At 74.9% G+C, this 24,545-nt stretch carries 28 protein-coding genes; 6 read left to right on the plus strand and 22 right to left on the minus strand.

What is annotated here, in order from left to right; all coding sequences use genetic code 11:
* Positions 1-90 precede the first annotated feature (90 nt).
* The 4 genes from B9L22_RS06570 to B9L22_RS06585 form a co-directional block, all read right to left on the minus strand.
* Positions 91-792 (minus strand): fasciclin domain-containing protein, encoded by a 702-nt coding sequence (locus B9L22_RS06570; RefSeq protein ID WP_086149757.1) that lies wholly within the window; start codon positions 790-792, stop codon positions 91-93.
* Positions 793-925: 133 nt separating this feature from the next.
* Positions 926-1,693 (minus strand): anti-sigma factor domain-containing protein, encoded by a 768-nt coding sequence (locus tag B9L22_RS06575; protein ID WP_086149758.1) that lies wholly within the window; start codon positions 1,691-1,693, stop codon positions 926-928.
* Positions 1,686-2,258, minus strand: coding sequence for an ECF RNA polymerase sigma factor SigK (gene sigK, locus B9L22_RS06580; protein WP_085951324.1), 573 nt, complete (start codon positions 2,256-2,258; stop codon positions 1,686-1,688). Before sigK ends, B9L22_RS06575 begins: the two co-directional genes overlap by 8 nt.
* Positions 2,259-2,421: 163 nt before the next feature.
* The gene (locus B9L22_RS06585; RefSeq protein WP_034652063.1) at positions 2,422-3,504 is read right to left on the minus strand and encodes a 3-deoxy-7-phosphoheptulonate synthase; all 1,083 of its coding nucleotides are present in this window, start codon (positions 3,502-3,504) and stop codon (positions 2,422-2,424) included.
* Between the two features lie 386 nt (positions 3,505-3,890).
* On the opposite strand from B9L22_RS06585, the gene B9L22_RS06590 reads away from it, so the two are divergent.
* A complete protein-coding gene (locus tag B9L22_RS06590; RefSeq protein ID WP_086149759.1) occupies positions 3,891-4,388 on the plus strand; it encodes an NUDIX domain-containing protein in 498 nt (165 codons plus the stop codon).
* On the opposite strand, the gene B9L22_RS06595 is transcribed toward B9L22_RS06590, so the two are convergent.
* Together B9L22_RS06595 and B9L22_RS06600 are read right to left on the minus strand one after the other, a co-directional pair.
* Complete coding sequence (locus B9L22_RS06595) at positions 4,362-5,930, minus strand: PP2C family protein-serine/threonine phosphatase (protein ID WP_086149760.1); 1,569 nt, start codon at positions 5,928-5,930, stop codon at positions 4,362-4,364. The two genes, B9L22_RS06590 and B9L22_RS06595, sit on opposite strands and share 27 nt — an antisense overlap.
* Positions 5,930-6,754 (minus strand): alpha/beta fold hydrolase, encoded by an 825-nt coding sequence (locus B9L22_RS06600; RefSeq protein WP_086149761.1) that lies wholly within the window; start codon positions 6,752-6,754, stop codon positions 5,930-5,932. The genes B9L22_RS06595 and B9L22_RS06600 overlap by 1 nt, the downstream gene beginning before the upstream one ends.
* 79 nt (positions 6,755-6,833) lie before the next feature.
* Here B9L22_RS06600 and B9L22_RS06605 point away from each other — a divergent pair, with 79 nt between their 5' ends.
* Together B9L22_RS06605 and B9L22_RS06610 are read left to right on the plus strand one after the other, a co-directional pair.
* Positions 6,834-7,292, plus strand: coding sequence for an Rrf2 family transcriptional regulator (locus B9L22_RS06605; RefSeq protein WP_034652034.1), 459 nt, complete (start codon positions 6,834-6,836; stop codon positions 7,290-7,292).
* A 120-nt stretch (positions 7,293-7,412) separates the two neighbouring features.
* Positions 7,413-8,342: a sulfite exporter TauE/SafE family protein gene (locus B9L22_RS06610; RefSeq protein WP_086149762.1), complete on the plus strand. Its 930-nt coding sequence runs from the start codon at positions 7,413-7,415 to the stop codon at positions 8,340-8,342.
* An 88-nt stretch (positions 8,343-8,430) separates the two neighbouring features.
* Here the strand turns inward: B9L22_RS06610 and B9L22_RS06615 are convergent, their stop codons facing one another.
* From B9L22_RS06615 to B9L22_RS06640, 6 genes are all read right to left on the minus strand, one after another.
* Positions 8,431-9,165, minus strand: coding sequence for a glutamine amidotransferase (locus B9L22_RS06615; RefSeq protein WP_086149763.1), 735 nt, complete (start codon positions 9,163-9,165; stop codon positions 8,431-8,433).
* A 117-nt stretch (positions 9,166-9,282) separates the two neighbouring features.
* A complete protein-coding gene (locus tag B9L22_RS06620) occupies positions 9,283-10,092 on the minus strand; it encodes an ABC transporter permease (protein WP_086149764.1) in 810 nt (269 codons plus the stop codon).
* Complete coding sequence (locus B9L22_RS06625; RefSeq protein WP_086150182.1) at positions 10,089-11,171, minus strand: ABC transporter ATP-binding protein; 1,083 nt, start codon at positions 11,169-11,171, stop codon at positions 10,089-10,091. Before B9L22_RS06625 ends, B9L22_RS06620 begins: the two co-directional genes overlap by 4 nt.
* Before the next feature lie 88 nt (positions 11,172-11,259).
* Positions 11,260-12,051: a hypothetical protein gene (locus B9L22_RS06630; protein ID WP_043654391.1), complete on the minus strand. Its 792-nt coding sequence runs from the start codon at positions 12,049-12,051 to the stop codon at positions 11,260-11,262.
* Complete coding sequence (locus tag B9L22_RS06635) at positions 12,048-13,031, minus strand: ATP-binding cassette domain-containing protein (protein WP_086149765.1); 984 nt, start codon at positions 13,029-13,031, stop codon at positions 12,048-12,050. Before B9L22_RS06635 ends, B9L22_RS06630 begins: the two co-directional genes overlap by 4 nt.
* A 5-nt stretch (positions 13,032-13,036) precedes the next feature.
* On the minus strand, positions 13,037-13,456 hold the full coding sequence (locus B9L22_RS06640; protein WP_086149766.1) for a GntR family transcriptional regulator: 420 nt from the start codon (positions 13,454-13,456) through the stop codon (positions 13,037-13,039).
* 190 nt (positions 13,457-13,646) lie between these two features.
* Here B9L22_RS06640 and B9L22_RS06645 point away from each other — a divergent pair, with 190 nt between their 5' ends.
* Positions 13,647-14,339, plus strand: coding sequence for a hypothetical protein (locus tag B9L22_RS06645; protein ID WP_086149767.1), 693 nt, complete (start codon positions 13,647-13,649; stop codon positions 14,337-14,339).
* A gap of 125 nt (positions 14,340-14,464) precedes the next feature.
* The gene (locus B9L22_RS06650; RefSeq protein WP_085387301.1) at positions 14,465-14,872 is read left to right on the plus strand and encodes a VOC family protein; all 408 of its coding nucleotides are present in this window, start codon (positions 14,465-14,467) and stop codon (positions 14,870-14,872) included.
* A gap of 98 nt (positions 14,873-14,970) precedes the next feature.
* Here the strand turns inward: B9L22_RS06650 and B9L22_RS06655 are convergent, their stop codons facing one another.
* The 8 genes from B9L22_RS06655 to B9L22_RS06690 all read right to left on the minus strand — a co-directional run bounded on the left by B9L22_RS06655 (position 14,971) and on the right by B9L22_RS06690 (position 22,536).
* Positions 14,971-16,089: an aspartate-semialdehyde dehydrogenase gene (locus B9L22_RS06655; protein WP_086149768.1), complete on the minus strand. Its 1,119-nt coding sequence runs from the start codon at positions 16,087-16,089 to the stop codon at positions 14,971-14,973.
* Between the two features lie 23 nt (positions 16,090-16,112).
* Positions 16,113-17,450 (minus strand): aspartate kinase, encoded by a 1,338-nt coding sequence (locus B9L22_RS06660; RefSeq protein WP_086150183.1) that lies wholly within the window; start codon positions 17,448-17,450, stop codon positions 16,113-16,115.
* A 138-nt stretch (positions 17,451-17,588) separates the two neighbouring features.
* Positions 17,589-18,383, minus strand: a complete 795-nt coding sequence (locus tag B9L22_RS06665; protein ID WP_086149769.1) for a formate/nitrite transporter family protein — start codon at positions 18,381-18,383, stop codon at positions 17,589-17,591.
* Positions 18,384-18,549: 166 nt separating this feature from the next.
* The gene (locus B9L22_RS06670; RefSeq protein ID WP_086149770.1) at positions 18,550-19,314 is read right to left on the minus strand and encodes an ABC transporter permease; all 765 of its coding nucleotides are present in this window, start codon (positions 19,312-19,314) and stop codon (positions 18,550-18,552) included.
* Entirely contained in the window at positions 19,311-20,147 is an 837-nt protein-coding gene (locus B9L22_RS06675) for an ABC transporter ATP-binding protein (protein ID WP_086149771.1), read from the minus strand. The genes B9L22_RS06670 and B9L22_RS06675 overlap by 4 nt, the downstream gene beginning before the upstream one ends.
* A 32-nt stretch (positions 20,148-20,179) precedes the next feature.
* On the minus strand, positions 20,180-21,022 hold the full coding sequence (locus B9L22_RS06680) for a DUF4097 family beta strand repeat-containing protein (RefSeq protein ID WP_086149772.1): 843 nt from the start codon (positions 21,020-21,022) through the stop codon (positions 20,180-20,182).
* Positions 21,023-21,095: 73 nt separating this feature from the next.
* On the minus strand, positions 21,096-21,626 hold the full coding sequence (locus tag B9L22_RS06685) for a histidine kinase (RefSeq protein ID WP_086149773.1): 531 nt from the start codon (positions 21,624-21,626) through the stop codon (positions 21,096-21,098).
* 94 nt (positions 21,627-21,720) lie between these two features.
* Positions 21,721-22,536: a TSUP family transporter gene (locus B9L22_RS06690; RefSeq protein WP_170982126.1), complete on the minus strand. Its 816-nt coding sequence runs from the start codon at positions 22,534-22,536 to the stop codon at positions 21,721-21,723.
* A gap of 202 nt (positions 22,537-22,738) precedes the next feature.
* On the opposite strand from B9L22_RS06690, the gene B9L22_RS06695 reads away from it, so the two are divergent.
* The gene (locus tag B9L22_RS06695) at positions 22,739-23,323 is read left to right on the plus strand and encodes an SRPBCC family protein (RefSeq protein ID WP_086149774.1); all 585 of its coding nucleotides are present in this window, start codon (positions 22,739-22,741) and stop codon (positions 23,321-23,323) included.
* 33 nt (positions 23,324-23,356) lie between these two features.
* Here B9L22_RS06695 and B9L22_RS06700 read toward each other — a convergent pair whose 3' ends face one another.
* Positions 23,357-23,926, minus strand: a complete 570-nt coding sequence (locus B9L22_RS06700; RefSeq protein ID WP_043659926.1) for a DUF5063 domain-containing protein — start codon at positions 23,924-23,926, stop codon at positions 23,357-23,359.
* A 15-nt stretch (positions 23,927-23,941) separates the two neighbouring features.
* On the minus strand, positions 23,942-24,541 hold the full coding sequence (gene recR / locus B9L22_RS06705) for a recombination mediator RecR (RefSeq protein ID WP_021483478.1): 600 nt from the start codon (positions 24,539-24,541) through the stop codon (positions 23,942-23,944).
* Positions 24,542-24,545: the final 4 nt, after the last annotated feature.

The following is a 24,545-nucleotide window of genomic DNA, read 5'->3' on the forward strand; positions in this document are numbered from 1 at the left end:
CGCACGACGACGGCCCCGACCGTCCGGTCGGGGCCGTCGGGACCCGCTCGCGCGGGTCCACCGCGCCCGCTTCTGGACGCGCCGGGAGGGTCACATGGTCGGCATGAGCACCGAGTCGACGAGGTACACGGTCGCGTTCTGCGTCATCACGCCACCGCACACGACGGCCGCGTCGTTGACCATGAGCTCGTCGCCCGAGCCGGTCACCTCGACCGTGCCGCCCTCGACGGTCTCGTGCTCGCCGACGACCTGGTCGGGCGTGAGCTGGCCGGGCACCACGTGGTACGTGAGGATCTTCGTCAGCGTGTCGGAGTCCGTCTTCAGCGACTCGAGCGTCGCGGCGTCGATCTTCGCGAACGCGTCGTCGACGGGGGCGAACACGGTGAACTCGCCGCCGTTGAGCGTGTCGACGAGGTTGACGTCCGGGTTGAGCTCACCCGAGACGGCCGCGGTGAGCGTCGTGAGCAGCGGGTTGTTCGACGCCGCCACGGCGACGGGGTCGGTCGACATGCCCGTGATCGACCCGGCGCCCTCGGGCACCTGCTCCGCGTAGGCGGCACAGCCGGGGCCCACGAGGTTCGCGGCGGGGTCGGCCGCCATGTCGTCCGAGCCCTCGGTCGAGTCGTCGGTCATGTCGTCGGACGTCGAGTCGTCCGTCATGGTGTCGGACTGGGAGTCGGTCGTCGTCGAGTCGGACCCCGTGTCCGAGTCCGAGCTGCACGCGGACAGGCCGAGCACGGCGAGCGTGGCGATGCCGGCGACGGCGTACGACGTGCGGGTGCGAACGTTCATCGGTCTCTCCTCGGGTCGTCGCCCCGCCGGTGCGGGGCTTCATGCCGAGGGTTCGGAGCGCTGGCCCGGGTGGATGGGTCGGGATCGGCACGAGTCTTCCCGCGCGCGTCCCGACCCCTCCGGGCCGCGGCGCTCAGCCGACGAGCGCGACCACCGGGTCCGTCGTGGGCTGCTCCGAGCCGCCCGCCGGCTCGACCGTCACCGCCATGCCGACGCCCGGCTCGCCCTGGACGAGCCGGGACGTGCTGCCGTCCTGGACGTCGAGGACGCCCGCCGAGACGACGGCGCCGTCGGGCTCGACCACCCAGAGCTGGTAGTCGCGGTCGTCGCCCGCGTCCGGCAGGTCGGACGCGCGGAAGTACATGTCGTCGCCCGCCGCGAGGACGGACGCCTGCCCGCCGCCCGCCACGTCGCCGTGCAGGATCGTCGCGTCGGGGTCGGCGAGCATGCGCTCGATCGCGTCCGCGCGCGCCTCCAGGCGGGACTGCTCCTGCGTCGCGCGGACCGCGACCGTCGTCGGGACGGCCACCGCGACCACCGCGGCTACCGCCGCCGCGAGCCCGGTCCAGCGCCGACGGCGGGCGCGGCGCGCGGCCGCGAGGTCGACGACGACGCCCCCCGCGCTCTCCCCGGCGGACGGGACCGGGTCCGCGGACGCGGCCACCCGGGCCAGGACGGCGTCGCGCAGCGCGGGCGGCGGGGCGCTCTCGACCGCGAACGCCGCCACGACGTCGCGGTACTCGTCGAGCGCGCGCCGCGCGTCGGGATCGGCCGCGAGCAGGCGCTCGACGGCGCGACGCTCGACGTCGTCCACCGCGTCGAGCGCGTAGGCGGGGAGCAGGTCGCGGACGTCCGGGCGGTCGTGCTCGCCGTCGCCGCGGGGCGTGGTCGGGTCAGCCACGACGCACCCCCAGGCAGTCGCGGAGCCGCAGGAGCCCGTCCCGGATGCGGGACTTCACGGTCGGCAGCGCGGCGTCGAGCCGCTCCGCGACCTCCCGGTAGGTGAGCCCGCCGTAGTACGCCTGCACGACCGCCTCCCGCTGCGTCGCCGTGAGCGAGTCCAGGCACCGCCGCACGGCCGCGCCCTCGAGACGTCGCTCGACGTCCTCCACCACCACGTCCCGCGGTGCCGCGGCCGTCGAGGCGTCCACGTCGCGCTGGTCGCGGTCGCGGCGCGCCTGCTCGGCCCGCACACGGTCCACCGCGCGCCGCCGGGCGAGCGTGGCGACCCAGGTCCGCGCCGAGCCGCGGGTCGCGTCGTAGCGCGCCGCCGTCTGCCACACCTCCACCATCACCTCCTGCACGACCTCCGCCGCGTGGTCCGGGTCCCGCAGGACCCCCAGGCACGTGCCGTACGCGACCGGCGCGAGCGCGTCGTAGACGGGCGCGAACGCGGCGGGGTCGCCGCCGGCGCACGCCGCGAGGGCGGCGTCGACCGCCGGGTTCGTCGTCACGGGAGGTGGCACCCGGTCAGTGTGCAGCACGGGCGCCTCCCGCACGCGCTGCGGCGCGTCGACCACGGCTCTCGGCACCCGACCTCCCGTCGCCAGCGCCGTCCCGGTCCGTCCGGGACACCCTGGGTTCGGCGCCGACGCGCGGACGGATGGGTCCTCGCCCCGCGGGCACCGCTCAGAGCGCGCGCCGGGCGCGGACCGCCGCCGCGAGCTCCTGCAGGAGGTCGGCCGTCGTGTCCCAGTCGATGCACGCGTCCGTGACGGACTGCCCGTAGACGAGGCCGCTCGGCGCGGGCTTCTGCGCACCCGCCACGAGGAAGCTCTCCATCATGAGGCCCGTGATGCCCTGCTCGCCCTCGGCGAGCCGCGCGGAGACCTCGCGCACGACCTCCGCCTGGCGCACGTGGCTCTTGCCGGAGTTGCCGTGCGACGCGTCGACGACGAGCCCGTGCTCCGTGACCCCGCCGCGGCCCGAGGTGCGTGCGACCGCGAGCGCCGCCGCGACGTCGTCGGCCCCGTAGTTGGGGCCCGAGCGCCCGCCGCGCAGGATGACGTGGCAGTCGGGGTTGCCCGCGGTCTCCACGGCGGCGGCCCGGCCGAGCGAGTCCATGCCGAAGAACGTGTGCTCGCTCGCCGCGGTGATGCAGCCGTCGACCGCGATCTGCACGTCGCCGTCGGTCGCGTTCTTGAACCCGACGGGCATGGACAGGCCCGAGGCGAGCTGGCGGTGCACCTGCGACTCGGCGTTGCGCGCGCCGATCGCGCCCCACGACACCGCGTCCGCGATGTACTGCGGGCTCGTCGGCTCGAGGAACTCGCACGCGGCCGGGACGCCGGCGTCGAGGACGCCGAGCAGCACCTCGCGCGCGAGGCGCAGGCCGTGGTGCACGTCGTGCGACCCGTCGAGGTGCGGGTCGTTGATGAGGCCCTTCCAGCCCACGGTCGTGCGCGGCTTCTCGAAGTAGACGCGCATGACGACCATGAGGTCGTCCGCGAGCTCGTGCGCGACGGCGGCCAGGCGCCCCGCGTACTCGAGCGCGGCCTCGGGGTCGTGCACCGAGCAGGGGCCGACGATGACGAGGAGACGGTCGTCGTCGCCCGCGAGGACGTCACGGACCTCGCGGCGCGACGTCGTCACGAGGTCGCTGCGCGTCGCGCCGAGGGGCAGGTCGGCGAGCATGGCGCGCGGGGCGGGGAGGGCGTCGAGCGCGCGGACCCGCAGGTCGCTGGTGCGGGCCTGGAGCTCGGGGCTGTCCACGGGGTCGACGGTACTCGTCGCGCCGTCGGTCGTCGCGGTCTCGGGCGAGGTGGTGGTGGTGCTGGTCACGGGGGCTCCTGGTCTGTGCGGCGGGGTCTGGGAACGCCGTGAGTCGGGATGCCCAGCGGCGCTCCACCGGCCTGCTGCCGCCCGTGGTCCCGGAGCGGCCCGTCTCACGACGAAGGGCCCGGACGCGGTCCGCGTCCAAGGCCCTGTGCTGGCTCCGGGTGGTGATCTGTGGTCAGGCTGACGCCCGCACGGCCCCACCGGGAGCCTGCGTAAAGCGCCAATACCACTGAGAAGTCACGAGCCGACCGTAGCACAGCGGCTCCGAGGGGCGGACGGCCCGTCTCACGGGCCGGTCGGGGAGCGCCTACGCTCGGGGCATGCCGATCCCCGACTTCGTCGCCGCCCTCCGCTCCCGTGTCGGGACCGACCTGCTGTGGATGCCGGGGGTGTCGGGCGTCGTCGTGGACGACGTCGGCCGCGTGCTGCTCGGGCAGCGCGCCGACTCCGGCCAGTGGGCCGTGATCAGCGGGATCCTCGAGCCGGGCGAGGACCCGGCGGTCGGTCTCGCGCGCGAGGTGCTGGAAGAGACGGGCGTCGAGGTCGTGGTGGACGCGCTCGTCGCCGTGACGGTCACGGAGCCGATGGAGTACCCGAACGGCGACCGGTCGCAGTACCTCGACCTGGCGTTCCTGTGCCGCCCGGTGTCGCCGGAGGCCGCCGCGGCGGCGCACGTCGCGGACGACGAGTCCCTCGCCGTCGCGTGGTTCGCCCCGGACGCCCTGCCCGACGACGTCGCGCGCTCGTCGACCGAGCGCCTCGGCCACGCCCTCGCGCGGCTCGCCGATCCCTCAGCCGCCCCGTTCTTCGTCCGCTGACGCGGCGGCCGGCGCGTCGGGCACCGGCGCCCTCCCGTCCGTGGCGGGGCCGAGCCAGCGCACCGCGAGCAGGCACGCGTCGTCGTCCTCCGGAGCGCGCGAGACGACGGCCTCCAGCAGCCGGTCGTCGCGCAGGCCGACGTCGAGGGCGCGCGTGACGACGTCCGCGAGCTCGTCGAGCGCGAGCGCGAGCGGCCGGTCGCGGCGCTCGACCACGCCGTCCGTGAAGAGCAGCAGCAGGTCGCCCGGGGCGAGCCGCACGGCCTTGGCGACGCGCGGCGTCGTGCCCCGCACGCCCAGCGGCGTCGACCGCGCCTCCCACAGGTACGCCGCGGAGCCGCCCGCGCGCACGAGCAGGGGCGGCAGGTGGCCCGCGCACGTGTAGCGCAGCACCCCGGCGCGCAGGTCGAGCTCCCCGTACACGAGGCTCGCCATGAAGCCCGTGCCCGTCCGGTCGACGAAGCGGTCGACGCGCTCGACCACCTCCTCCGGCGGCAGCCCCGTGTCGGACGCGGCCCGGACGGCGGTGCGCAGCTGCCCCATCGACGTCGCCGCCTTGAGCCCGCGCCCGACGACGTCCCCCACGCTGAGCGCGACGACGTCGGGCGCGACCCGGAAGGTGTCGTACCAGTCGCCGCCGACCTGGAGGTCGTGGACGCCCGGGCGGTAGCACGCCGAGACCTCGACCTGCGGGTCGGCGACGATCCCGTCCGAGAGCATCGCGCCCTGGAGCTCGCTCGCGACCGAGACGCTCTGCTCGTGGACCCGCGCGCGCGAGAGCGCGAGCGCGGCGAGCTGGCCCGCGGCGGCGGCGGTGCCCAGGTCGACGGGGTCGGAGCCCGCGGCGCGACGTGGTTCGAGCGCGAGCACGCCGAGCAGCGCGCCCGCGGTCCGCAGCGGCACGACGACCGTCCCGTCGTCCCGCACGGTCGCCTCGGCGAGCTCGTCGATCGACGGCGCCAGGACGCCGACGGCGCCGCCCCACCGCCGCAGCGGGCCGCGCTCCTGCGCCGTCCACAGCGCGGCGTCGCCCGCGCCCAGCATCGTCACGGCCGCGCGGAGCAGGACCCACGCGACGCCGTCGAGACCGGCGACGCTCGCGAGGTCGGCCGCGACGCCGTGCAGAAGCCGCACCCGGCGCTCCGCCTCCTCCGCCGCGCGGCGCGCCTCGACGAGCTCGTGCTCGAAGCGCGACCGCTCGCGCGCGCCGAGCATCGCGACCTCGATCAGCCGCTCGCCGCGCGCCTCGCGCTCGATCGCCGTGAGCAGCACGGGCTCGCGGCCCCCGGGCGTGCGGAGCTCGACCGCGACCTCGTCCACGCGGCCCTCGATGTGCAGGCGCGGACCGACGTGCGTCTCCCAGAAGATGCGCCCGCCCACCGTGAGCAGGTCCGCCAGCCGGCGGCCCGCGACCGCCTCGACGTCCGGGACCTCGATCGTCCGCAGGAACTCGTCGTTGGCGTCGAGGACGCGCGCCTCGGTGTCGAGGAGGAGCAGCGCGACGGGGGCGAGCGCCCAGCGCTCGGCCCGGGACATCGCCATCAGGCGGCGCCCAGCCAGTCGCGCATCGCGCGCACGAGGAGGTCCGGGTGCGAGAGGTTCGGGCAGTGCCCCACCGAGTCGATGACGACGAGGTCGCTGCCCGGCAGGTGCTCGTGCACGTAGCGGCCCACCTCGGGCGGCGCGATGACGTCCTCCCGGCTCTGCACCACGAGGCTCCGCGTGTGCACGCGCGCCAGGTCCGCCCGGTTGTCGCCGAGGAACGTCGCGCGCGCGAACTGCCGGGCGACCGCCGGGTCGTTGCGCCGGAACACCGCGGCCAGCTCGTCACCGAGCGCCGGGCGGTCCGGGTTCCCGGCGATCACGGGCGCCATGACCTGCGTCCAGCCGAGGTAGTTCGCGTCCATCGTCTCCAGGAGCTCGTCGATCTCCTCGGCGGTGAACCCGCCCCGGTAGCCGTCGTCGTCGACGTACCGCGGGCTCGGGCCCACGAGCACCAGCCGGTCGAACAGGTCCGGGCGGTCGGCCGCCGCGAGCAGCGCGATCACGGCGCTCACCGAGTGGCCGACGAGCACCACGGGCTCGCGCCCGTCCCCGTGCTCGTCCCCCTGCCCCACCGCCTCCACGATCTCCACCACGTCCGCGGCGTAGCCCGCGAGGTCGGCGTGCCGGACGGCGTCGTGCGCGGTCGGGTGCGACGCCCCGCAGCCCGAGTGGTCGAACAGCACGACCCGGTGGTCCGTCGCGAACGCGGGCGCGACGAAGCGCCACATCGACTGGTCGCAGCCGAAACCGTGCGCGAAGACCATCGTCGGGCCGTCCTGCGCCCCCATGACCCGCACGTTGTTGCGCTCGTGCACGTCCACGCGTCACAGCGTAGGGGGGAAGGGGTCGCGAGGGGCAGCGGCGCCCCGGGGTGAGACCCGCGCACGGCACAATGTCCTCATGCGTGTCTCGGCGAAGGCGGACTATGCGGTGCGGGCGTGCGCCGAGCTCGCGGCGTCGCCGCACGGCGACCCGGTGCGGGCGGAGGACCTCGCGACAGGTCAGGGCCTCCCGGTGAGCTTCCTCGAACGGATCCTCGGCGACCTGCGCCGGGCCGGGATCGTCGCGAGCGTCCGCGGGCGCTCCGGCGGCCACCGCCTCGCGCGCCCGGCGTCCGAGGTGACGCTCGCCGACGTCTTCCGCGCGGTGGACGGCCCGCTCGTCACGGTCCGCGACGAGCGCCCCCCGAGCCTGGAGTACGACGGCTCCGCGGCGGGCCTGCTCGAGGTGTGGATCGCCCTGCGCGCGAGCGTCCGCGACGTGCTGGACCGCGTGACGATCGACGACGTCGTGCGCCGCGACCTGCCCGACGACGTGCACGCGCTCGCCGCCCGCGCCGACGCGTGGGAGAACCCCTGACGGGAGGCTGCCGTTAACACTGGCCCACGATGCGGGCGGCGCTTCACATAGTGGACCCGCCCGGTCAACCTTGTCAGGACACGTCGGGATCCTCCCGACGGCCCGAGCAAGGAGGCCCCGGTGCGGACCCTCGTCCTGCTGGCCCTCGTGGGCCTCGGCGCCCAGCTCGTCGACGGCAGCCTCGGCATGGCGTACGGCGTGACGTCCACGACGCTCCTGCTCGCGATCGGGACGAACCCCGCGGCGGCGTCGGCGACGATCCACCTCGCGGAGATCGGGACGACGCTCGCGTCCGGCGCGGCGCACTGGCGGTTCGGGAACGTCGACTGGAAGGTCGTGCTGCGCATCGGCGTGCCGGGCGCGCTCGGGGCGTTCGCGGGCGCGACGTTCCTCGCGAACCTGTCGACCGAGGTCGCCGCCCCCGTCATGTCGCTGCTGCTCCTCGCGCTCGGCCTCTACGTGCTCTCGCGCTTCACGTTCGCCGGGCTGCCGACGGGTCGCCTCGGGCTGCCGCTGCGCAAGCGATTCCTCGCGCCGCTCGGTCTCGTGGCCGGCTTCGTCGACGCCACGGGCGGCGGCGGCTGGGGCCCGGTGGGCACGCCCGCCCTGCTCGCGTCGGGCCGGATCGAGCCCCGCAAGGTCATCGGGTCCATCGACACGAGCGAGTTCCTCGTCGCGGTCGCCGCGTCGCTCGGGTTCCTCCTGTCGCTCGGCTCGCAGGGGATCGACCTGACGTGGGTCGTGGCGCTCCTCCTCGGTGGGCTCGTCGCCGCGCCGATCGCGGCCTGGCTCGTGCGGATGCTCCCGCCCCGGATCCTCGGCTCGGCCGTGGGCGGCGTCATCGTGCTCACCAACGTCCGCACGCTGCTGCGCTCCGACTGGGTCGACGCGAGCGGCGCGGTCCAGGGCGTCGTGCTGGCGCTCGTCGCGGTCGTCTGGGCCGCCGCCGTCGTCTGGTCGGTGCGGGCGCACCGCCGCGCCGTAGCGGCGGAGGCAGCGGCCGACCCGGCACCCGCCGACACCCCCCACCCGGCCCCGGCCACCCGCTGACCCGCTCCGCCGAGCAGGTGGTCGTGGTCCGTCCTGGCGGCAGGACGGACCACGACCACCTGCTCGACCTGCGAGGACCGGCTCGATCTCAGTCGGTTGCGTAGCGGTGGACGAAGGTGGCGAGGATCCGGTGGGGTTCCCGGACGTCGCCGCGCCGGACGGCCGCCTCGACGTCGCCCGCGGCCTCGGGCGGGAAGTAGCCGTAGTCCCGGTAGACGCCGATGCGCGTGAGGATCCCCTCGAGGTCGAGCTCCGGGTGGAACTGCGTCGCGTAGAGGTTCTCCTTGACGCGGAACATCTGCACCGGGCACGCGTCCGACGTCGCGAGCAGCACCGCGTGCGGCGGCAGCTCCCGCACCGCCTCCTTGTGGCCCACGTACGCCTCGAACGCGTCGGGCAGGCCCGCGAGCAGCGGGTCGGCCCGGCCCTCCGGGGTGAGCCGGATCGTCGCGGGCGAGATCGGCTCGGCGTACGTGTCGTCCAGCACCGCGCCCTCGTGCAGGCCGAGCGTCCCGACGCCGTAGCACGCCCCGAGGAACGGGACGTCGCGCTCGACGATCTCGTCCAGGAGCGGCGCGAGCTCGCGCTCGACCCGGCGCTGCGTCGCCGACTTCTCCGCCTCGGGCCGCGACGAGTCGAACGGGCTGCCGCCGACGATCACCCCCGAGTACGCGTCGAGGTCGATCGCCGGCAGCGGGCCCGCCTCCATCCGCACGCGGTGCAGCTCGTGCGGCGCGAGGCCGGAGTGACGCAGCACCGCCGCGTGCTCGCCGTCCGCGGCCGGGTCCTCCGCCCGGGACGCCAGCAGCAGGAAGGGCTTCATGCCGGTCAGGCTAGGGGCGCTCCGGCGGCCACGCCCGCGGGCGCCGGGCCGCGGCCCGGGCCAGACAGAGCTGCGGCCCGGACGGGGCCGAGGCCCGGCCCCGCGGTCCGTCCCGCCTCAGCTCCAGCGGAACAGCCGGATGCCGAGCGGCAGGAGCACGGCCGTCCACACGACCATGACGACCACCTGCACGGTGGGGAAGCCCTCCTCGAACCACCCCGCCGTCATCGCCTGCGACGCGGCGCCGAGCGGCGTGAACCTGCCGACCTGCGCGACGGCCTCCGGCATCATCGGCCCCGGTGTCCACAGCCCGGAGAGGAACAGGAGCGGGAAGTAGATGAGCGTCCCGATCGCGGACGCCGTGCTCGCCTTGGGTGCGCGCGCCGCGACGAGGGTGCCGAGCGCGTACATCGACGCGACGCCGAGGACGAACGCGAGCACGACCGTCGCCGCGTTCTGCGGCGCCGGCAGGCCGAACACGAGCTGCCCGACGACGAGCGCGACGGCCGACGCGACCACGACGGCCACGAGGTTGATGACGAGGTGCGCGACGACGATCCCCTGCGGGCGCATGGGCGTCGTCGACAGCCGCCGCAGCAGGCCCTTCTCGCGGAACGTGGCGAAGTAGACCGGCATGGTCGTCAGGGCCGGGGTCGCGATCGCGGCGGCGAGCACCACGGGAGCGTAGAGCGCGACGGGCGTGAGCCCGCCCCACGGCGGGGGTGCGTCCTCGATCGGCACGCGCATCCCGGGGATGGCGAACCCGACCCCGACGAGCAGGACGGTCGGGAACACGAGGGCGAAGAACACCGTCCCCGGGTCGCGCAGCCAGAGCCGCGCCTCCGTGGCGAGCAGGACGCCGAACCCGCGCCAGCCGCTGCTGCGGCGGACGGGCGCGGCGGGCGGGGTCAGGGTCGTGGCGGTCATCGGGACTCCCCTCGGGTCGGCCGGGCGTCGGTCGCGTCCGAGGCGTCGGTCGCGTCCGGGTCGTAGGTGCGGCCGGTCACGGCCACGAAGACGTCCTCGAGCGTGCGGGAGACGGTCCGGACGTCGTCGGGCACGACCTCGTGCTCGGCGAGCGCGAGCACGACGGCGGGCAGCACCCGCCGGGAGCCCGTGACCTCGATCTCGCGCCCGCCGGTCGGCGACGCCTCGACGCGCTCGACGTCCGCGAGCCCCGCGATCGTGTGCAGCGCGAGGTCGTGGTCCGCGGACGGCACGCGCAGGCGCACGGTCCGCGACGCGTCGACGGAGTCCACGAGCTCCGCGGGCGTGCCCTGCGCGACGACCCGGCCGCGGTCGATGATGACGAGCCGGTCGCACAGGCGCTCCGCCTCGTCCATGAAGTGCGTGACGAGCAGGATCGTCACACCGCGGTCGCGCACGCGCTCGACGAGCTCCCACGTCGCGCGGCGGGCCGCCGGGTCCAGCCCGGTGGTCAGCTCGTCGAGGATCGCGACGCGCGGGTTCCCCACGAGCGCGAGCGCGATCGACAAGCGCTGCTTCTGCCCGCCCGAGAGCTTGGCGAACGCGACGCGCCGGTGCGCGGCGAGGTCGAGCAGGTCGAGGAGCTCCTCCACGTCGCCGGGCGACGCGTAGAACGACGCGAAGAGCCGCATCGCCTCCTCGACCGTGATCTTCTCGTTGAGCGCGGCCTCCTGGAGCTGGACGCCGACGACGTCGCGCACCGCGGCGGGGTCGGCCTGCGGGTCGACGCCGAGCACGCGCACCGTGCCGCCGTCGGCCTGGCGCAGCCCGGCGAGGCACTCGACGGTCGTCGTCTTGCCGGCCCCGTTGGGCCCGAGGATGCCGAAGATCTCGCCCGGCCGGACGGTGAGGCTCACGTCCTCGACCGCGACGGTGCGCGTGCCGGAACCCTGCGGCCCCGGGTAGGTCTTGCGCAGGTTCCGGATCTCGACGACCGGGGCGGGCCCGGCCGTGCGGCCGGCGGGCGGGGCGGGCGACGTCGCCGTCGTGCCGCCGGGGGGCGGTGCTGCGGTGCTCATGGTGACCTCCAGGAGGGTGTGCGGCACCCACGGACGGCGCCGTGCGCCGCCCGGAAGGGTGGGAGTGCGGTCGGGAGGGTGCTGCCGGTCAGGCGCTCGCGGTGCCCGCGAACTCGACCGGACGGATCGCGACGCCCCGCAGGACGACGCGCAGGAGCAGTGCGGCGAGCACGACCCCGACGAGCCCGCCGAGCACGGCGAGCCAGACGGGGGTGCCGTCGAGACCGACGACGCGCGAGAGCGCGTGGCCGAAGAACCCGGAGCGCAGGAACACCTCGCTCACCACGACGGTCGCGAGCGACGCGACGACGAGCAGCACGCCGCGCAGGAACCCGAAGCCGTAGAAGCCCGCGGCGACGACCATGCCCGCGAGGTAGTAGACGACGCAGAACGTGCCCTCGACGAGGATCATGAGCCCGACCTCGGACCCGTCCGCGTAGAGCTGCGTGAGGTCCTGCTCCGTCGGCCAGCCGGCCTGGCGGAACAGCGCCCACTCCGCCCACCGCACGAGCGCGGTCGCGATCCCGAACGTGAGCCCGGAGACGGCGGCGCCGATCCACAGGCCGTGCGTGTACGACCGCCGCGTGCCGCCGGCAGCGACGTGCAGCGCGATCGTCATGAGCGGCAGGAGGATGCCCATGACGAAGAGGAAGAACTTCGCGGAGCCCGCGACGCCGCCCACGCCCTCGATGCTCACGTCGTCGTTGCGCAGCATGATCCACAGGACGAGGGCCCCGATGGCGAGCGCGATGAGCCAGAACCACACGCCGACGTACCAGGTGCCGCCGATGAAGTACCAGGCGACGGCGCGGACGCCGCGCCGGTGGGCGGCCTTCTCGAGCGCGCGGCGCTCCGCGGAGCGCGGGGTCGTGGCGGTCATCGTGCCTCCTGCGTGCGGGTGCGGGCGAGCGCGCCGTCCTCGGTGCGGTCGGTGCGCGTGAGGTGGACGAACAGGTCCTGGACGGGCACCGACCCGACCTCGAGCCCGGCCGCGGCGGCCGCGGCCCGCTCGTCGGGGGCGAACGTGCCGAAGAGGGTGACCTGGGCCGTGCTCCCCAGCCGCTGCCGGGCGAGCACCTCCCGGCCCGCGGTGTGGCGCTCGACCACGTCCGCCGGCCCGGTGAGGCTGACGCCGCGCGCGCGGACGTCGTCGGCGTTCTCGGCGAGCAGGACCCGCCCGCGGTCGATGATCACGACGTCCTCGAAGAGCCGCTCGACCTCGGCGATCAGGTGGCTCGAGAGCAGGATCGTGCGCGGGTGCTCGGCGTAGTCCGCGACGAGCGCGTCGTAGAACGCGTAGCGGCTCGGGGCGTCCATGCCGAGGTAGACCTCGTCGAAGATCGTCAGGGGCGCGCGGGCGGCGAGCCCGACGACCGCCCCGAGCGCCGAGCGCTTGCCGCGCGAGAGCTCGTTGGGCTTCTTGCGGACGTCCACCTCGAACGTGTCGAGGAGGCGCCCGGCGAGGTCGGCGTCCCAGTGCGGGCGCACGTCGGCGTAGTACTCGAGCGTGTCGCGCGCCTTGTCGGACTCCCCCACGTCGCCGCTCTCGCGCACGAGCTGGGTGTGCATCGTCGCCCAGACGTTCTCGAACGGGTCCTCGAGCTCGCCGTCCGGGCCGACGCGGACCGTGCCCGACGTCGGGCGCCGGAACGCGGCCAGCAGGGCGGCGAGCGTCGTCTTGCCGGCGCCGTTGCGGCCCAGGAGGCCGGTGATGACGCCGGGCCGGATCGTCAGGGTCGCGCCGTCGAGCGCGGGGTCGTCGCCGCGGGAGTACCGCACGACGACGTCGCGCACCTCGGCGCCGAAGGGCGCGGTCGGGGCGGGGTGGTCGGTGGGGTGGCTGGTGGGCCGGGCGGTCACGGGTCTCACCTCGGGGTGGGGTCGGTGGCGGGGCCGGTACGGGGTGCGTCGCCGGTCCCGGGACCGGCGGGCCGCGGGCGGCCGAGGACGTGCTCGACGATCTCGGCGGCCGGGATGTCCAGGAGGTCCGCCTGCGCCAGCGCGGGGTCGAGGACCTCCTCGAAGAACCGCGCGCGGTGCTCGGCGAGCAGCCGCTCGCGCGCGCCGGGTGCGACGAACATGCCGAGCCCGCGCCGCTTGTAGAGGACGCCCTCGTCGACGAGGCCGGCGAACGCCTTGGCCGCCGTCGCCGGGTTGATCCGGAACGTCGTCGCGAACTGCGTCGTGGACATGACCTGCTCCTCCTCCGCGAGCTCCCCCGCGAGCACCTGCGCACGGATCATCTGCGCGATCTGGAGGTAGATGGGTTCAGGTCCGTCGAACATGGGGCCCATCCTCTCCCGCCTCGCGCGTTCTGCGGTTCATTACTTGAGTAATGAACCACAGATGGACCACCGGGCGCAACCCCTCGTCCGGACGCGCGGCGACCGGCGCCGGGCGGAACGATGGGGACGTCGATGCCAGGGCCGGTGCCGGTCGCGCCGGTCCGGCGGGCTGCCAGGCGGAGGAGGCGGGGTGGGCGGAGCGTGCGAGCTCGCGGGCGGGACGCCCTGGGCCGAGCCGCTGAGCACGTGGACGAGCCTCGCGTTCGTCCTGGCCGGCGCGGCTGTCGTGGTGGCGGCGCGGCGGTCCGGAACCGGGACGCACCCGGCCCCGGGCGTGACCGACGCCGTGGGTGCGGCGTCGCGCCTCCGCGTGACCTTCGGGGTGCTCGTCGTCCTCATCGGGGTGGGCTCCGTGGTGCAGCACGGCCCGTCGCCCTCGTGGAACCCCGTCGCGCACGACCCGCCGCTGCTCGGGGCCCTCGCGCTCGTCGGCGCCGACGCCGTCGCGGACCTCACCGGGCGTCGCCTGCGGACGTGGTGGTGGCTCGCGCCGACCCTGCTCGGGGTCGTGCTCGCGGCGGTCTCGGTCTCGGCGTCTACCGCCGCCCAGGTGGTCGCGGCGGGCGTCGCCGTGGCCGCGAGCGCCGCGCGCGCGTGGCGACGGCCCGCCGTCCGACGCCGCACGGTCGCCGCGCTCGTGCTGCTCGCCGTCGGCGGCACCGCGGGGACCCTGACCCGCCCGGGCTGGCCGCTGTGCGACGCCGACGGCGCGCTCGGCCTCGCGCTCCCGGGGCACGCCGTCTGGCACGTGCTCGCCGCCACGGCGCTGTGGGTGCTCGCACCGACGCTCGGGACCCGCCCCGCGCCCGCACGCTCGCCCTGACCCGCTCCCTTCACCCGCCCGGGGCGGTACCCACGGCGGGCCGGCGGTGGGACGCTGGGAGGATCCGGCGTCCGCGGCGGGCCCCGCCCTCCGGCCGCCGGCGGTCCCGAAGGAGTGAGGCAACGATGGTCACCATCAGGCGCGGGTTCTCCAGCTTCTCGGCGGACGACCTCGACGCAGCGCGCGCGTTCTACGGGGACACCCTCGGGCTCCCCGTCACGGCACTCGACGGCGGGAACGGTCTGGTGCTCCACCTCGGCGGCGGCTCGGACGTGTTCGTCTACCCGAAGGAGGACCATCGGCCGGCCGCCTTCACGGTCATGCACCTCACCGTCGACGACGTGGACCAGGTCGTCGACGAGCTCACCGCGAAGGGCGTGACGTTCGAGCGCTACGAAGGGTTCGACCAGGACGAGAAGGGGATCGCGCGCGGCTTCATGGAGGGCGGCGACGGCGCCTGGTTCACCGACCCGGCCGGCAACATCGTGGGCCTCGCGGACGGCGACGACATGGCCCGGCTCGTCGAGGGCTGAGCGCACCCCGCTGACACCCCCGGCTCGCGAGGTAGAGCCCTGGTCACGACCAGGGCTCTACCTCGCGCGACCGGGGCTCTACCTCGCGGACCGGGGCTCTACCTCGCGAGGGCGGGGGCGAACGCGGCGCGGACGCCGTCGAGGTCCTGCGCGACGAGCTCGGCGAGCTGGACCGCGTTGAGCGCGGCGCCCTTGCGGAGGTTGTCGTTCGAGACGAACAGCACGAGGCCGCGTCCGCCCGGCACCGACTGGTCGGTGCGGACGCGACCGACGAACGACGGGTCCTTGCCGGCCGCCTCCAGCGGGTTCGGGACGTCCGCGAGCGCGACGCCGGGGGCGGCGGCGAGGATCTCGCGCGCCCGGTCGGGCGTGATCGCGGCGCCGAACTCGGCGTGGATCGCGAGCGAGTGCCCGGTGAACACGGGGACGCGCACGCACGTGCCCGCGACGGCGAGCTCGGGCAGCCCGAGGATCTTGCGGGACTCGTTGCGGAGCTTCTTCTCCTCGTCCGTCTCCTCCTGCCCGTCGTCGACGATCGACCCGGCGAGCGGGACGACGTTGAACGCGACGTTGCGCGGGAAGACGGTGGGCTCGGGGAAGGCGACCGCGCCGCCGTCGTGCACGAGCCCGACGAGCCCGGCGCCCGTGCCCTCGGCCGCCGCGCCCGCGACGGCCTGGGCGCGCAGCTCCTCCGCACCGGCGAGCCCAGCCCCGGAGACGGCCTGGTACGTCGCGACGACCAGGCGCTCCAGCCCAGCCTCGTCCGCGAGCGGCTTGAGGACGGGCATCGCGGCCATCGTCGTGCAGTTGGGGTTGGCGATGATGCCCTTGCGCGCCTCGCGCAGCGCGCCCGGGTTCACCTCCGAGACGACGAGCGGGACGTCGGGGTCCATGCGCCACGCGGAGGAGTTGTCGATGACGACGGCGCCCGCGGCGGCGAACCGCTCGGCCTGCGCCTTCGACGTCGCGCCGCCCGCGGAGAAGAGCGCGACGTCGATCCCGCGCAGGTCCTCGGTCGGGGTCGCGGCGACGTCCTCCACGACGACGTCGGTCCCGCGCCACGGGAGCGTCGACCCGGCGGAGCGCGCCGACGCGAAGTAGCGGATGCTCGCGACGGGCAGGTCGCGCTCCTCGAGGAGGCGGCGCATGACCGCGCCGACCTGGCCGGTCGCGCCGACGACGGCGAGGTGCAGACCGGGGGTGCTCTGGGTGCTCATGGTGGGTCCTCTCCTGCGTCGGGTCAGCGGCCGGTGCCGGCGTAGACGACGGCCTCGCCGTCGGCGGCGTCGAGCTCGAAGGCGGAGTGCACGGCACGCACCGCGTCGTCGAGCGAGTCCTCGCGCGTGACGACGGAGATGCGGATCTCCGAGGTGGAGATCATCTCGATGTTGATGCCCGCGTCGCGCAGCGCGCCGAAGAGCTTCGCGGAGACGCCGGGGTGCGACTTCATGCCGGCGCCGACGAGCGAGAGCTTGCCGATCTGGTCGTCGAACTGGAGCGAGTCGAACCCGATCTCGGCCTGCAGCGCCGAGAGGGCGGACATCGCGGCCGGGCCGTCGCCCTCGGGGAGGGAGAACGAGATGTCGGTGAGGCCCGTTCGGGCTGCCGACACGTTCTGCACGATCATGTCGATGTTCACGCCCGAGCCCGCGACGACCTCGAAGATCCGGGCGGCCGTGCCCGGGACGTCAGGCACGCCGACGACGGTGATCTTGGCCTCGCTGCGGTCGTGCGCGACGCCGGAGATGATCGGGTCTTCCATGACGGTCTCCTCGGGAAGGTCTGCGGTGCTGCCGGCGGTGCCGGCCGGGGAGGCGGCGCTCGCGCCGGGGCGCGCGGTGTACGCGTCCGCGCTGACGAACGTGCCGTCCTTGCCGCTGAAGGACGAGCGCACGTGGATGGGGACGCCGTACCGGCGGCCGTACTCGACGCAGCGCAGCGCGAGGACCTTCGCGCCGCTCGCCGCCATCTCGAGCATCTCCTCGTAGGTGATGCGGTCGATCTTGCGCGCGGACGGCACGATGCGCGGGTCGGCCGTGAACACGCCGTCCACGTCGGTGTAGATCTCGCACACGTCGGCGTCGAGACCGGCCGCGAGCGCGACGGCGGTCGTGTCCGACCCGCCGCGGCCGAGCGTCGTCACGTCGTTCGTCGACTGCGTCACGCCCTGGAACCCCGCGACGATCGCGACCTGGCCGCGGTCGAGGGTCTCGCGCACGCGCGTCGGGACGACGTCGACGATGCGCGCCTTGCCGTGCACCGCGTCGGTGATGAGACCGGCCTGCTGCCCGGTGAACGACTTCGCCTTCACGCCGAGGCTCGTGATCGCCATCGCGAGCAGCGACATCGAGATGCGCTCGCCCGCGGTGAGGAGGATGTCCATCTCGCGCTGCGGAGGGAGAGGGCTGACCTGCTGGGCGAGGTCGATGAGCTCGTCGGTCGTGTCGCCCATCGCCGAGACCACGACGACGACGTCGTTCCCGGCCCGCTTCGCCTCGGCGATGCGCTTGGCCACCCGCTTGATGCTCTCGGCGTCCGAGACGGACGAACCGCCGTACTTCTGCACGACAAGTGCCACGTGCTGCTCCATCTGTCGCCGGCCTCCGTCTCTCTCAACGGCCCGCCGGGTGCTTGTGGGTCGGTCGATGATAGGCACGCGTCCCACGCCCCGGCCAAGCCCGTCCCGCCCTGCGGACCGTGACGACCGACGCCGGGGTCACACCTCCGGCAGCACGCGCGCCCGCGGACCGGCCACGACGACGTACGCCAGCCCGACGACGACGGCCCCGCCGACGAGGTTGCCGAGACCCACCCAGGTGAGGTTGCGGCCGAAGCCGGCCCACGTCGTCGGGCCGAGGTCGCCGAAGAGCCCGAGGGAGAACGTCGTCATGTTGGCGACGACGTGCTCGAACCCGGACGCGATGAACGCGAGGATCCCCCAGAACAGGATCACCGCCTTGCCCGCCTCCGAGCGCAGGCGCCCGCAGGCCCAGATCGCGGCGCACACGAGGACGTTGCAGAGCACGCCGCGGAAGAACAGCTCTCCCCCGGTCTCGTGCGCCTTGGCCCGCAGCATCGAGGCGACCATCTCGCCCGCGGCCGCATTGGAGCGCAGGACCCCCGCCTGCGTGACGGCCCAGGCGAAGAGCATCGACCCGGCCAGGTTGCCGACGAGGCACAGGCCCAGCGTGACGACGGCGTCGCGCACCCGGACGGCGCGCGTCGCGACGCCCTGGGTGAGGACCATCATCGCGGACGTGGCGAGCTCGGCCCCGGCGAAGACGACGAGGGTGAGCGCCGCGGCGAACACGCCGCCGGCGACGAGCCGCTCGCCCGGCGCCCCGGCGGCGAGGAACGGGCCCGCCGTCGCGACCATGAGCACGACGCCGACGCCGATGTACGCGCCCGCGAGCATCGCCGCGACGAGGTAGCGCCCGGGGTGTCTGGCGAGAAGCACCTTCTCCCGGGCCGCCTCCGACTGGGTGGTCACCGCCTGGGCGAGGGTCTGCACGCCCTCGATCCTCGCCGCCGGGCGGCCTCTCGGACAGGGCCGGTGGTCGCGACGGCGCGGGGCCGAAGGTCCGCCCGCCGGCTCCGGCCGGACGGTGCGGGAACGCCCGAGGGGCCGCGCGCGGTCTCCCGCTCGCGGCCCCTCGGGCGTCGGTACCCGGCGGTCGTCAGCCGACGCGGCGCCGGTAGAGCGCCGTCGCCCACGCGTAGGCGAGGACGAGGATGCCGACGAGCCACGCGAGCGCGACCCAGATGTCGCTCCCGACGGGCTGGCCGGCGAAGAGGGATCGCAGGGTGTCGACGATCGCGGTGACGGGCTGGTTCTCGGCGAACCACGCGACCGGCCCCGGCATGCTGTCCGTCGGGACGAACGCCGAGCTGACGAACGGCAGGAAGATCAGCGGGTAGCTGAAGGCGGACGCGCCGTCGACCGTCTTGGCCGAGAGCCCGGCGACGACCGCGAGCCAGGTCAGCGCGAGGACGAACAGGACGAGGATGCCGAGCACGGCCAGCCACGATCCCACCGACGCGCTCGTGCGGAACCCCAGGAGGAGCGCGACCCCGACGACGAGCGTGACGGAGACGAGGTTCGCCACGACCGACGTGAGCACGTGCGCCCACAGGACGCTGGACCGGGCGACGGGCATCGACCGGAAGCGCTCGACGATGCCGCCCTGGAGGTCCAGGAACAGCCGGTAGGACGTGTACGCGACCCCCGACGCGACGGTGATGAGCAGGATGCCGGGCAACAGGTAGTTCACGTAGGACTCGCCGCTGCCCGTGTCGATCGCGCCCCCGAGCACGTAGACGAACAGGAGCATGAGCGCGATCGGGGTCACGGCGGTCGTGATGATCGTGTCGGGGCTGCGCAGCACGTGGCGCAGCGAGCGGCCCGTGAGGGCTCGGGTGTCGGCCAGGGCGTGGGTGGTCATCGGGCTTCCTCTCCTGCCGAGCGGGCGCCGTCGACGCTCGTCCGGTCCGCGGTGGGGGCGCTGTCGCCGGCGTCGCCGACGAGCGCGAGGAACACGTCCTCGAGGGAGGGCTGCTTCTCGACGTACTCGACGGTCGCCGGGGGCAGCAGGGCCTTGAGCTCGGCCAGGGTGCCGTTCTGGATGATCGTCCCCCGGTGCAGGATCGCGATCCGGTCGGCGAGCTGCTCGGCCTCGTCGAGGTACTGGGTGGTGAGCAGCACCGTGGTGCCGCCCCGGGCCAGCTCGCGCACCGTGGCCCAGACCTCGTTGCGGGCCTGCGGGTCGAGGCCCGTCGTCGGCTCGTCGAGGAAGATGACGGACGGGTCGCCGACGAGGCTCATCGCGATGTCCAGCCGACGCCGCATCCCGCCCGAGTAGGTCCCGGCGCGGCGGGCCCCGGCGTCGGTCAGGGCGAACCGGGCGAGCAGGTCGTCCGCGACGCGGCCCGGGTCGGCCAGGTGCCGCAGGCGGGCGACGAGGACGAGGTTCTCCCGCCCGGTGAGCACCTCGTCGACCGCGGCGAACTGCCCCGTCAGCGAGATGGACTCGCGCACCTGCCCGGGCTGGGCGACGACGTCGTGCCCGTCGACGGTCGCGGTCCCCGCGTCCGGCGCGAGCAGGGTGGACAGGATCCGCACGAGCGTCGTCTTGCCCGCACCGTTGGACCCGAGCAGCGCGACGATGCTCCCGCGCGCCACCTCGAGGTCGACACCGCGCAGCACGCGCAGGTCGCCGTACGACTTCTCGATGCCTCGTACCCGGACGGCCGGGGCGAGGGTCTGGTCAGCAGACATCTGCGGATCTCCGATCCTGGGTTCTGGTGGGTTCAGGGCCGGCGGACGACGACGTCGCCGAAGCCGGTGCTGGCGTGGATCTCCGCGGTGGCCTCGTCCTCGACGGGGCCTTCCGTGGGCGTGAGGTGGTTGCGCACGCTGCCGTGCTCGGAGCTCGCGTCGAGGAACGCGGCGGTGCCCTCGGGCACGCCCACCTCGATCGAGCCGTACGACGTCGCGAGGGTGACGCTCCCGGAGTCCAGACGCTCGACCCGGATGCCGGCGTGCGCGGACTTGGCCGTGAGCGTGCCGCTCACGCGCGCCACCGCGATGTCGCCGTGCGCGCCGTGCACGGCGAGCGAGCCGGTGACGGCGCCGACCGTCGTCGTGCCGTTGGTCGCCTTGATGGTGCCCTCGCCGCGGACCTCCTCGACGCGGACCGACCCGGCGCTGACGCGGGCGTCCAGCGAGCCCCGCACGCGGCGCGCCGCCACCGAGCCCGCCGAGGCCTTGACGTCGAGCCGGTCGACGTCCTCGACGCGGGCGTCCCCGGCGGAGAGCGCCATCTCGACGGTGCCGAGGCTGCCCTCGGCGTAGAGCGAGCCCGCCTTGCCGCGCACGTCGGAGCCCGCGGGCAGCTCGACGGTGATGTCGGCGGTGCCGGACGCGAACGGCAGCACGTACTGCTTCCACGACCCGGGGTAGGAGATCGTCAGGGCGCTGCCGTCGCCGTCGACCCGGACCGCCTCGGCGGCGCGGACGCTGCCGGACTTCGCGGGGTCGGTCGGCAGGACCGTGACGACGACGTCGTCGCGGTCCCCGGCGACCACGTGCAGCTGGGCGAACGGCACGTCGACGACGACGGGCAGGGGCTGAGGGGCGGGGAAAGTGGGCATGACGAAGCTCCAGGAGTGGTGTCGTGGTGGTGTCAGGTGCGGTCGGAGGAGGCGGGGGCGGGGACCGAGGGGGTCAGCGCACCCAGCCGGTGACGCGGGCGGAGCCGCGCTGCTGCGGGCGGGCCTGCGCGGCAGGGCGTCCGGTGGACTGCTCGAGCGCCGCGGCGACCGCGCGCACGAGCCACGTGTTGACGGAGACGCCGTCGCGCGCGGCGGCGGTCTCGGCCTGCGTCTTGAGGTGGTCGGGCAGGCGCAGGGTCGTGCGGGTCGTGGCCCCCGCCTCGACGTCGGCCGGCGCGGGGCCGGCCGGCGCGGCCGGGGTGCTCGCCGGGACGAGCGCCTCGGGCGGGGCGGGCGCGACGGCGGGGACGGCGACCACGAACTCGGGGGCACCGCCGCGCAGCCGCACGTCCACCGACCCGGGGGCGAGCTCCGCGGAGATCTCCCCCGCCGCGGCGGAGAGCGCGTCGAGGAGGACGAGGCGCACGGCCGCGTCCAGCGGAGCGGTCAGGCGCTCGGCGAGCCGACGGCTGTCGTCACCGGCGGCGTCCGCAGCAGCGGCGAGGCGGTCCTGGAGGTCGTCGACGTACGGGGTGAGGTCCATGACGCCATCATGGCACCACGCGTGGTGTCACCGCAACCCCCTAGTGACAACACGATGACACCACGGGTGACACCGGCCTCGATGCGCCGGGATCTCAGGCCGTGAGGTCGCGGACGACGTCGTACCCGAGCTTGACGATGAGCGCGCCGACGACGACCACGAACACCACGCGCACGAACGCGCTGCCCTTGGCGACCGCCATCCGGGCGCCCACGTACGCCCCCAGCAGGTTGGCTGCGCCCATGACGAGGCCCAGCCCCCACAGCACCGCGCCGTACGGCACGAAGAAGATCAGCGCGCCGGCGTTCGTCGCGAAGTTCGCGATCTTCGCGAGCGCCGACGCCGGCAGGAACGCGTACCCGAGGATGCTCACGAGCGCGATGACGAAGAACGTCCCCGTGCCCGGGCCGAGCAGGCCGTCGTAGGTGCCGATGACGAGGCCGATCCCGGCCGCGGCCCAGCGGTGGCCGTTGCCCTCCCAGCGCAGGTTCGTCGTGTGCCCGAGCTTCGGCTTCGCGATCGTGTAGGCCGCGACGCCGACGAGCACCACGAGGATGATCGGCTTGAACAGGTCGGCCGGGATGCGCGACGCGAGCGCCGCTCCCCCGACGGCGCCCACGAGCGCCGCGAGCGCCATGGGCCCCGCGGTGCGCAGGTCCGGCCCGACGCGCCGGTAGTACGTCGCGGCGCTCACCGACGTCCCCATGATGCTCGCGAGCTTGTTCGTCGCGAGCGCCTGCACGGGGCTGATGCCGGGGACCAGGAGGAGCGCCGGGAGCTGGACGAGGCCGCCCCCGCCCACGACGGCGTCGATCCACCCCGCCGTGAGCGCGGCGAGGACGAGCAGGAGGACGGTCACGCCGTCGATCTCGAGCCCGCCGGAGACCGGGAGGGAGAGGGCGGGAAGCACCCCCCAGTGGTACCACGCCCACGGGGCGCGCCCGGGCCGGGTCCACGGCCGGTTCGCGACCCGGGCCGCGACCTCGGCCGCGGGAGGAGGATGCCGTGGCCCTTGCCTTCGCGTCACCGTGCGGTGACGCTTGGCGTGTGGACGCGCTCGACCCTGTCGCCGCGTTCGCCGTCCGCGGCACGACCCGGCACGAGGAGAGCGCATGAGCGACCCGACGACCCCTTCGGCAGCGCCCGTCCCGCCGGTACCCGGCCTGCCGACACCCGGTCTGCCGACACCCGGTCTGCCGACACCCGGCGGGACGGTGGAGCGCGGCCCTGCGGGCGACGAGCTCGTCGTCACGCGGACGTTCCGCGCGCCGGCCGACGACGTGTGGGCGAGCCTCACGGAGCCGGACCGGCTCGCGCGGTGGATCGGCTACTGGGAGGGCGACCCCGCGACCGGCCGCGTCGAGTTCTTCATGACGGCCGAGAGCGACGACCCCGATCCCGAGGAGTACCGCATCACCCGGTGCGAACCGCCGCACCGCTTCGCCGGGGTGACGTCCTCGGGCGACCAGACGTGGCACCTGTCCTTCGAGCTCACCGAGCAGGACGGTGTCACGACGCTGACCTTCCGGCACCTCCTCGGCCCCGGCGACGACGCGCGGAACGTGGGGCCCGGGTGGGAGTACTACCTCGACCGGCTCGTCGCCGTGCGCGAGGGGCGCGACGCCGCCACCGTGCCGTGGGAGCCGTACCTCGCCGGGCTGGCGGACCACTACGGCCGGGCGGCCGGCGCCGTCTGACCGCGGGACGCCCGCGGCGCCGGGACCGACGGCTCAGGACTGGAGGGCGTCGTACTCCGCCTCGGTCGCGACGTCGTCCTCGACGTCGAGACGCAGGTGCGCGAGCGCGAGCTGCAGGACGCGCAGCGCGCTCGCGGCGCGCTCCCCCCACAGCGAGACGTAGGAGAACTGCCACCACCACAGGCCCTCGAGCTCGCGGCCGCCGTCGTAGTGCTGCAGGCCCTTCGCGAGGCACTCGGCCACGCACGCGAGGTCGCCCGAGAGCGACGCCGCACCGACCTCGGCGCCGACGAGCGGGTCGGTGATCTCGGCGTAGTCGTCGAACCCGTCGAAGAGCCGCGCGAGCGCCGTCCGCAGCGGGTCCACGTCCGTGTCGCGGCCGGCGTCGGGCTCGAAGCGCTCGACCGGCACGACGTCGCCCACGGCCCCCAGGCGGGCGCCTGCGGCGAGCGCGTCGGACAGCGCGAGGAGCAGGAGCGGCAGCACCGCGCCGGGGGCCGCGCCGGACGCGACCTGCGTCGTCGTGGTGAGGTAGGCGCGGGCCTGCTCCGCCATGCCCTCGGCGATCTCCCGCAGGTCGGGGTCGTTGTGGATCTCCCCCATGCTCGTCACCTCCCGTCAGCCGCCGACGAGGCGGCGGCCCTCGAACGCCCGGCCGAGCGTCACCTCGTCCGCGTACTCCAAGTCTCCACCGACCGGGAGCCCCGACGCGAGGCGGGTCACGCGCAGGCCCATGGGGCCGAGCATGCGCGCGAGGTAGGTCGCGGTGGCCTCGCCCTCGACGTTCGGGTCGGTCGCGAGGATCACCTCGGTCACCTGACCGTCCGCGAGCCGGCTCATGAGCTCCGCGATCCGCAGGTCGCCCGGCCCGACGTTCTCGATCGGGTTGATGGCGCCGCCAAGCACGTGGTACCGGCCGCGGAACTCGCGCGTGCGCTCGATCGCGACGACGTCCTTGGGCTCCTCGACGACGCAGATCACCTCGGGCGAGCGGCGCGGGTCCGCGCAGATGCGGCACTGCTCCGACTCCGCGACGTTGCCGCACGTCTCGCAGAAGCGGACGCGCGCCTTCACCTCGGTGAGCGCGTCGGCGAGCCGGCGCACGTCCACCGCGTCGGCGGCGAGCAGGTGGAACGCGATGCGCTGCGCGCTCTTGGGCCCTACGCCGGGGAGTCGGCCGAGCTCGTCGATCAGGTCCTGGACAGCGCCTTCGTACACGCCC

The organism is Cellulosimicrobium sp. KWT-B, from assembly GCF_002127155.1.
Classification (GTDB): Bacteria; Actinomycetota; Actinomycetes; order Actinomycetales; family Cellulomonadaceae; genus Cellulosimicrobium; species Cellulosimicrobium funkei.

What these genes read in the sequence shown, in the direction of transcription:
- B9L22_RS06670 (WP_086149770.1), bottom strand. Translation starts at nt 19,314, where the DNA reads ATGACCACCCACGCCCTGGCCGACACCCGAGCCCTCACGGGCCGCTCG.
- B9L22_RS06650 (WP_085387301.1), top strand. Translation starts at nt 14,465, where the DNA reads ATGGTCACCATCAGGCGCGGGTTCTCCAGCTTCTCGGCGGACGACCTC.
- B9L22_RS06615 (WP_086149763.1), bottom strand. Translation starts at nt 9,165, where the DNA reads ATGAAGCCCTTCCTGCTGCTGGCGTCCCGGGCGGAGGACCCGGCCGCG.
- B9L22_RS06695 (WP_086149774.1), top strand. Translation starts at nt 22,739, where the DNA reads ATGAGCGACCCGACGACCCCTTCGGCAGCGCCCGTCCCGCCGGTACCC.
- B9L22_RS06685 (WP_086149773.1), bottom strand. Translation starts at nt 21,626, where the DNA reads ATGGACCTCACCCCGTACGTCGACGACCTCCAGGACCGCCTCGCCGCT.
- B9L22_RS06605 (WP_034652034.1), top strand. Translation starts at nt 6,834, where the DNA reads ATGCGTGTCTCGGCGAAGGCGGACTATGCGGTGCGGGCGTGCGCCGAG.
- B9L22_RS06625 (WP_086150182.1), bottom strand. Translation starts at nt 11,171, where the DNA reads ATGAGCACCGCAGCACCGCCCCCCGGCGGCACGACGGCGACGTCGCCC.
- B9L22_RS06655 (WP_086149768.1), bottom strand. Translation starts at nt 16,089, where the DNA reads ATGAGCACCCAGAGCACCCCCGGTCTGCACCTCGCCGTCGTCGGCGCG.
- B9L22_RS06680 (WP_086149772.1), bottom strand. Translation starts at nt 21,022, where the DNA reads ATGCCCACTTTCCCCGCCCCTCAGCCCCTGCCCGTCGTCGTCGACGTG.
- B9L22_RS06700 (WP_043659926.1), bottom strand. Translation starts at nt 23,926, where the DNA reads ATGGGGGAGATCCACAACGACCCCGACCTGCGGGAGATCGCCGAGGGC.
- B9L22_RS06640 (WP_086149766.1), bottom strand. Translation starts at nt 13,456, where the DNA reads ATGTTCGACGGACCTGAACCCATCTACCTCCAGATCGCGCAGATGATC.
- B9L22_RS06620 (WP_086149764.1), bottom strand. Translation starts at nt 10,092, where the DNA reads ATGACCGCCACGACCCTGACCCCGCCCGCCGCGCCCGTCCGCCGCAGC.
- B9L22_RS06595 (WP_086149760.1), bottom strand. Translation starts at nt 5,930, where the DNA reads ATGGCGATGTCCCGGGCCGAGCGCTGGGCGCTCGCCCCCGTCGCGCTG.
- B9L22_RS06570 (WP_086149757.1), bottom strand. Translation starts at nt 792, where the DNA reads ATGAACGTTCGCACCCGCACGTCGTACGCCGTCGCCGGCATCGCCACG.
- B9L22_RS06630 (WP_043654391.1), bottom strand. Translation starts at nt 12,051, where the DNA reads ATGACCGCCACGACCCCGCGCTCCGCGGAGCGCCGCGCGCTCGAGAAG.
- B9L22_RS06675 (WP_086149771.1), bottom strand. Translation starts at nt 20,147, where the DNA reads ATGTCTGCTGACCAGACCCTCGCCCCGGCCGTCCGGGTACGAGGCATC.
- B9L22_RS06590 (WP_086149759.1), top strand. Translation starts at nt 3,891, where the DNA reads ATGCCGATCCCCGACTTCGTCGCCGCCCTCCGCTCCCGTGTCGGGACC.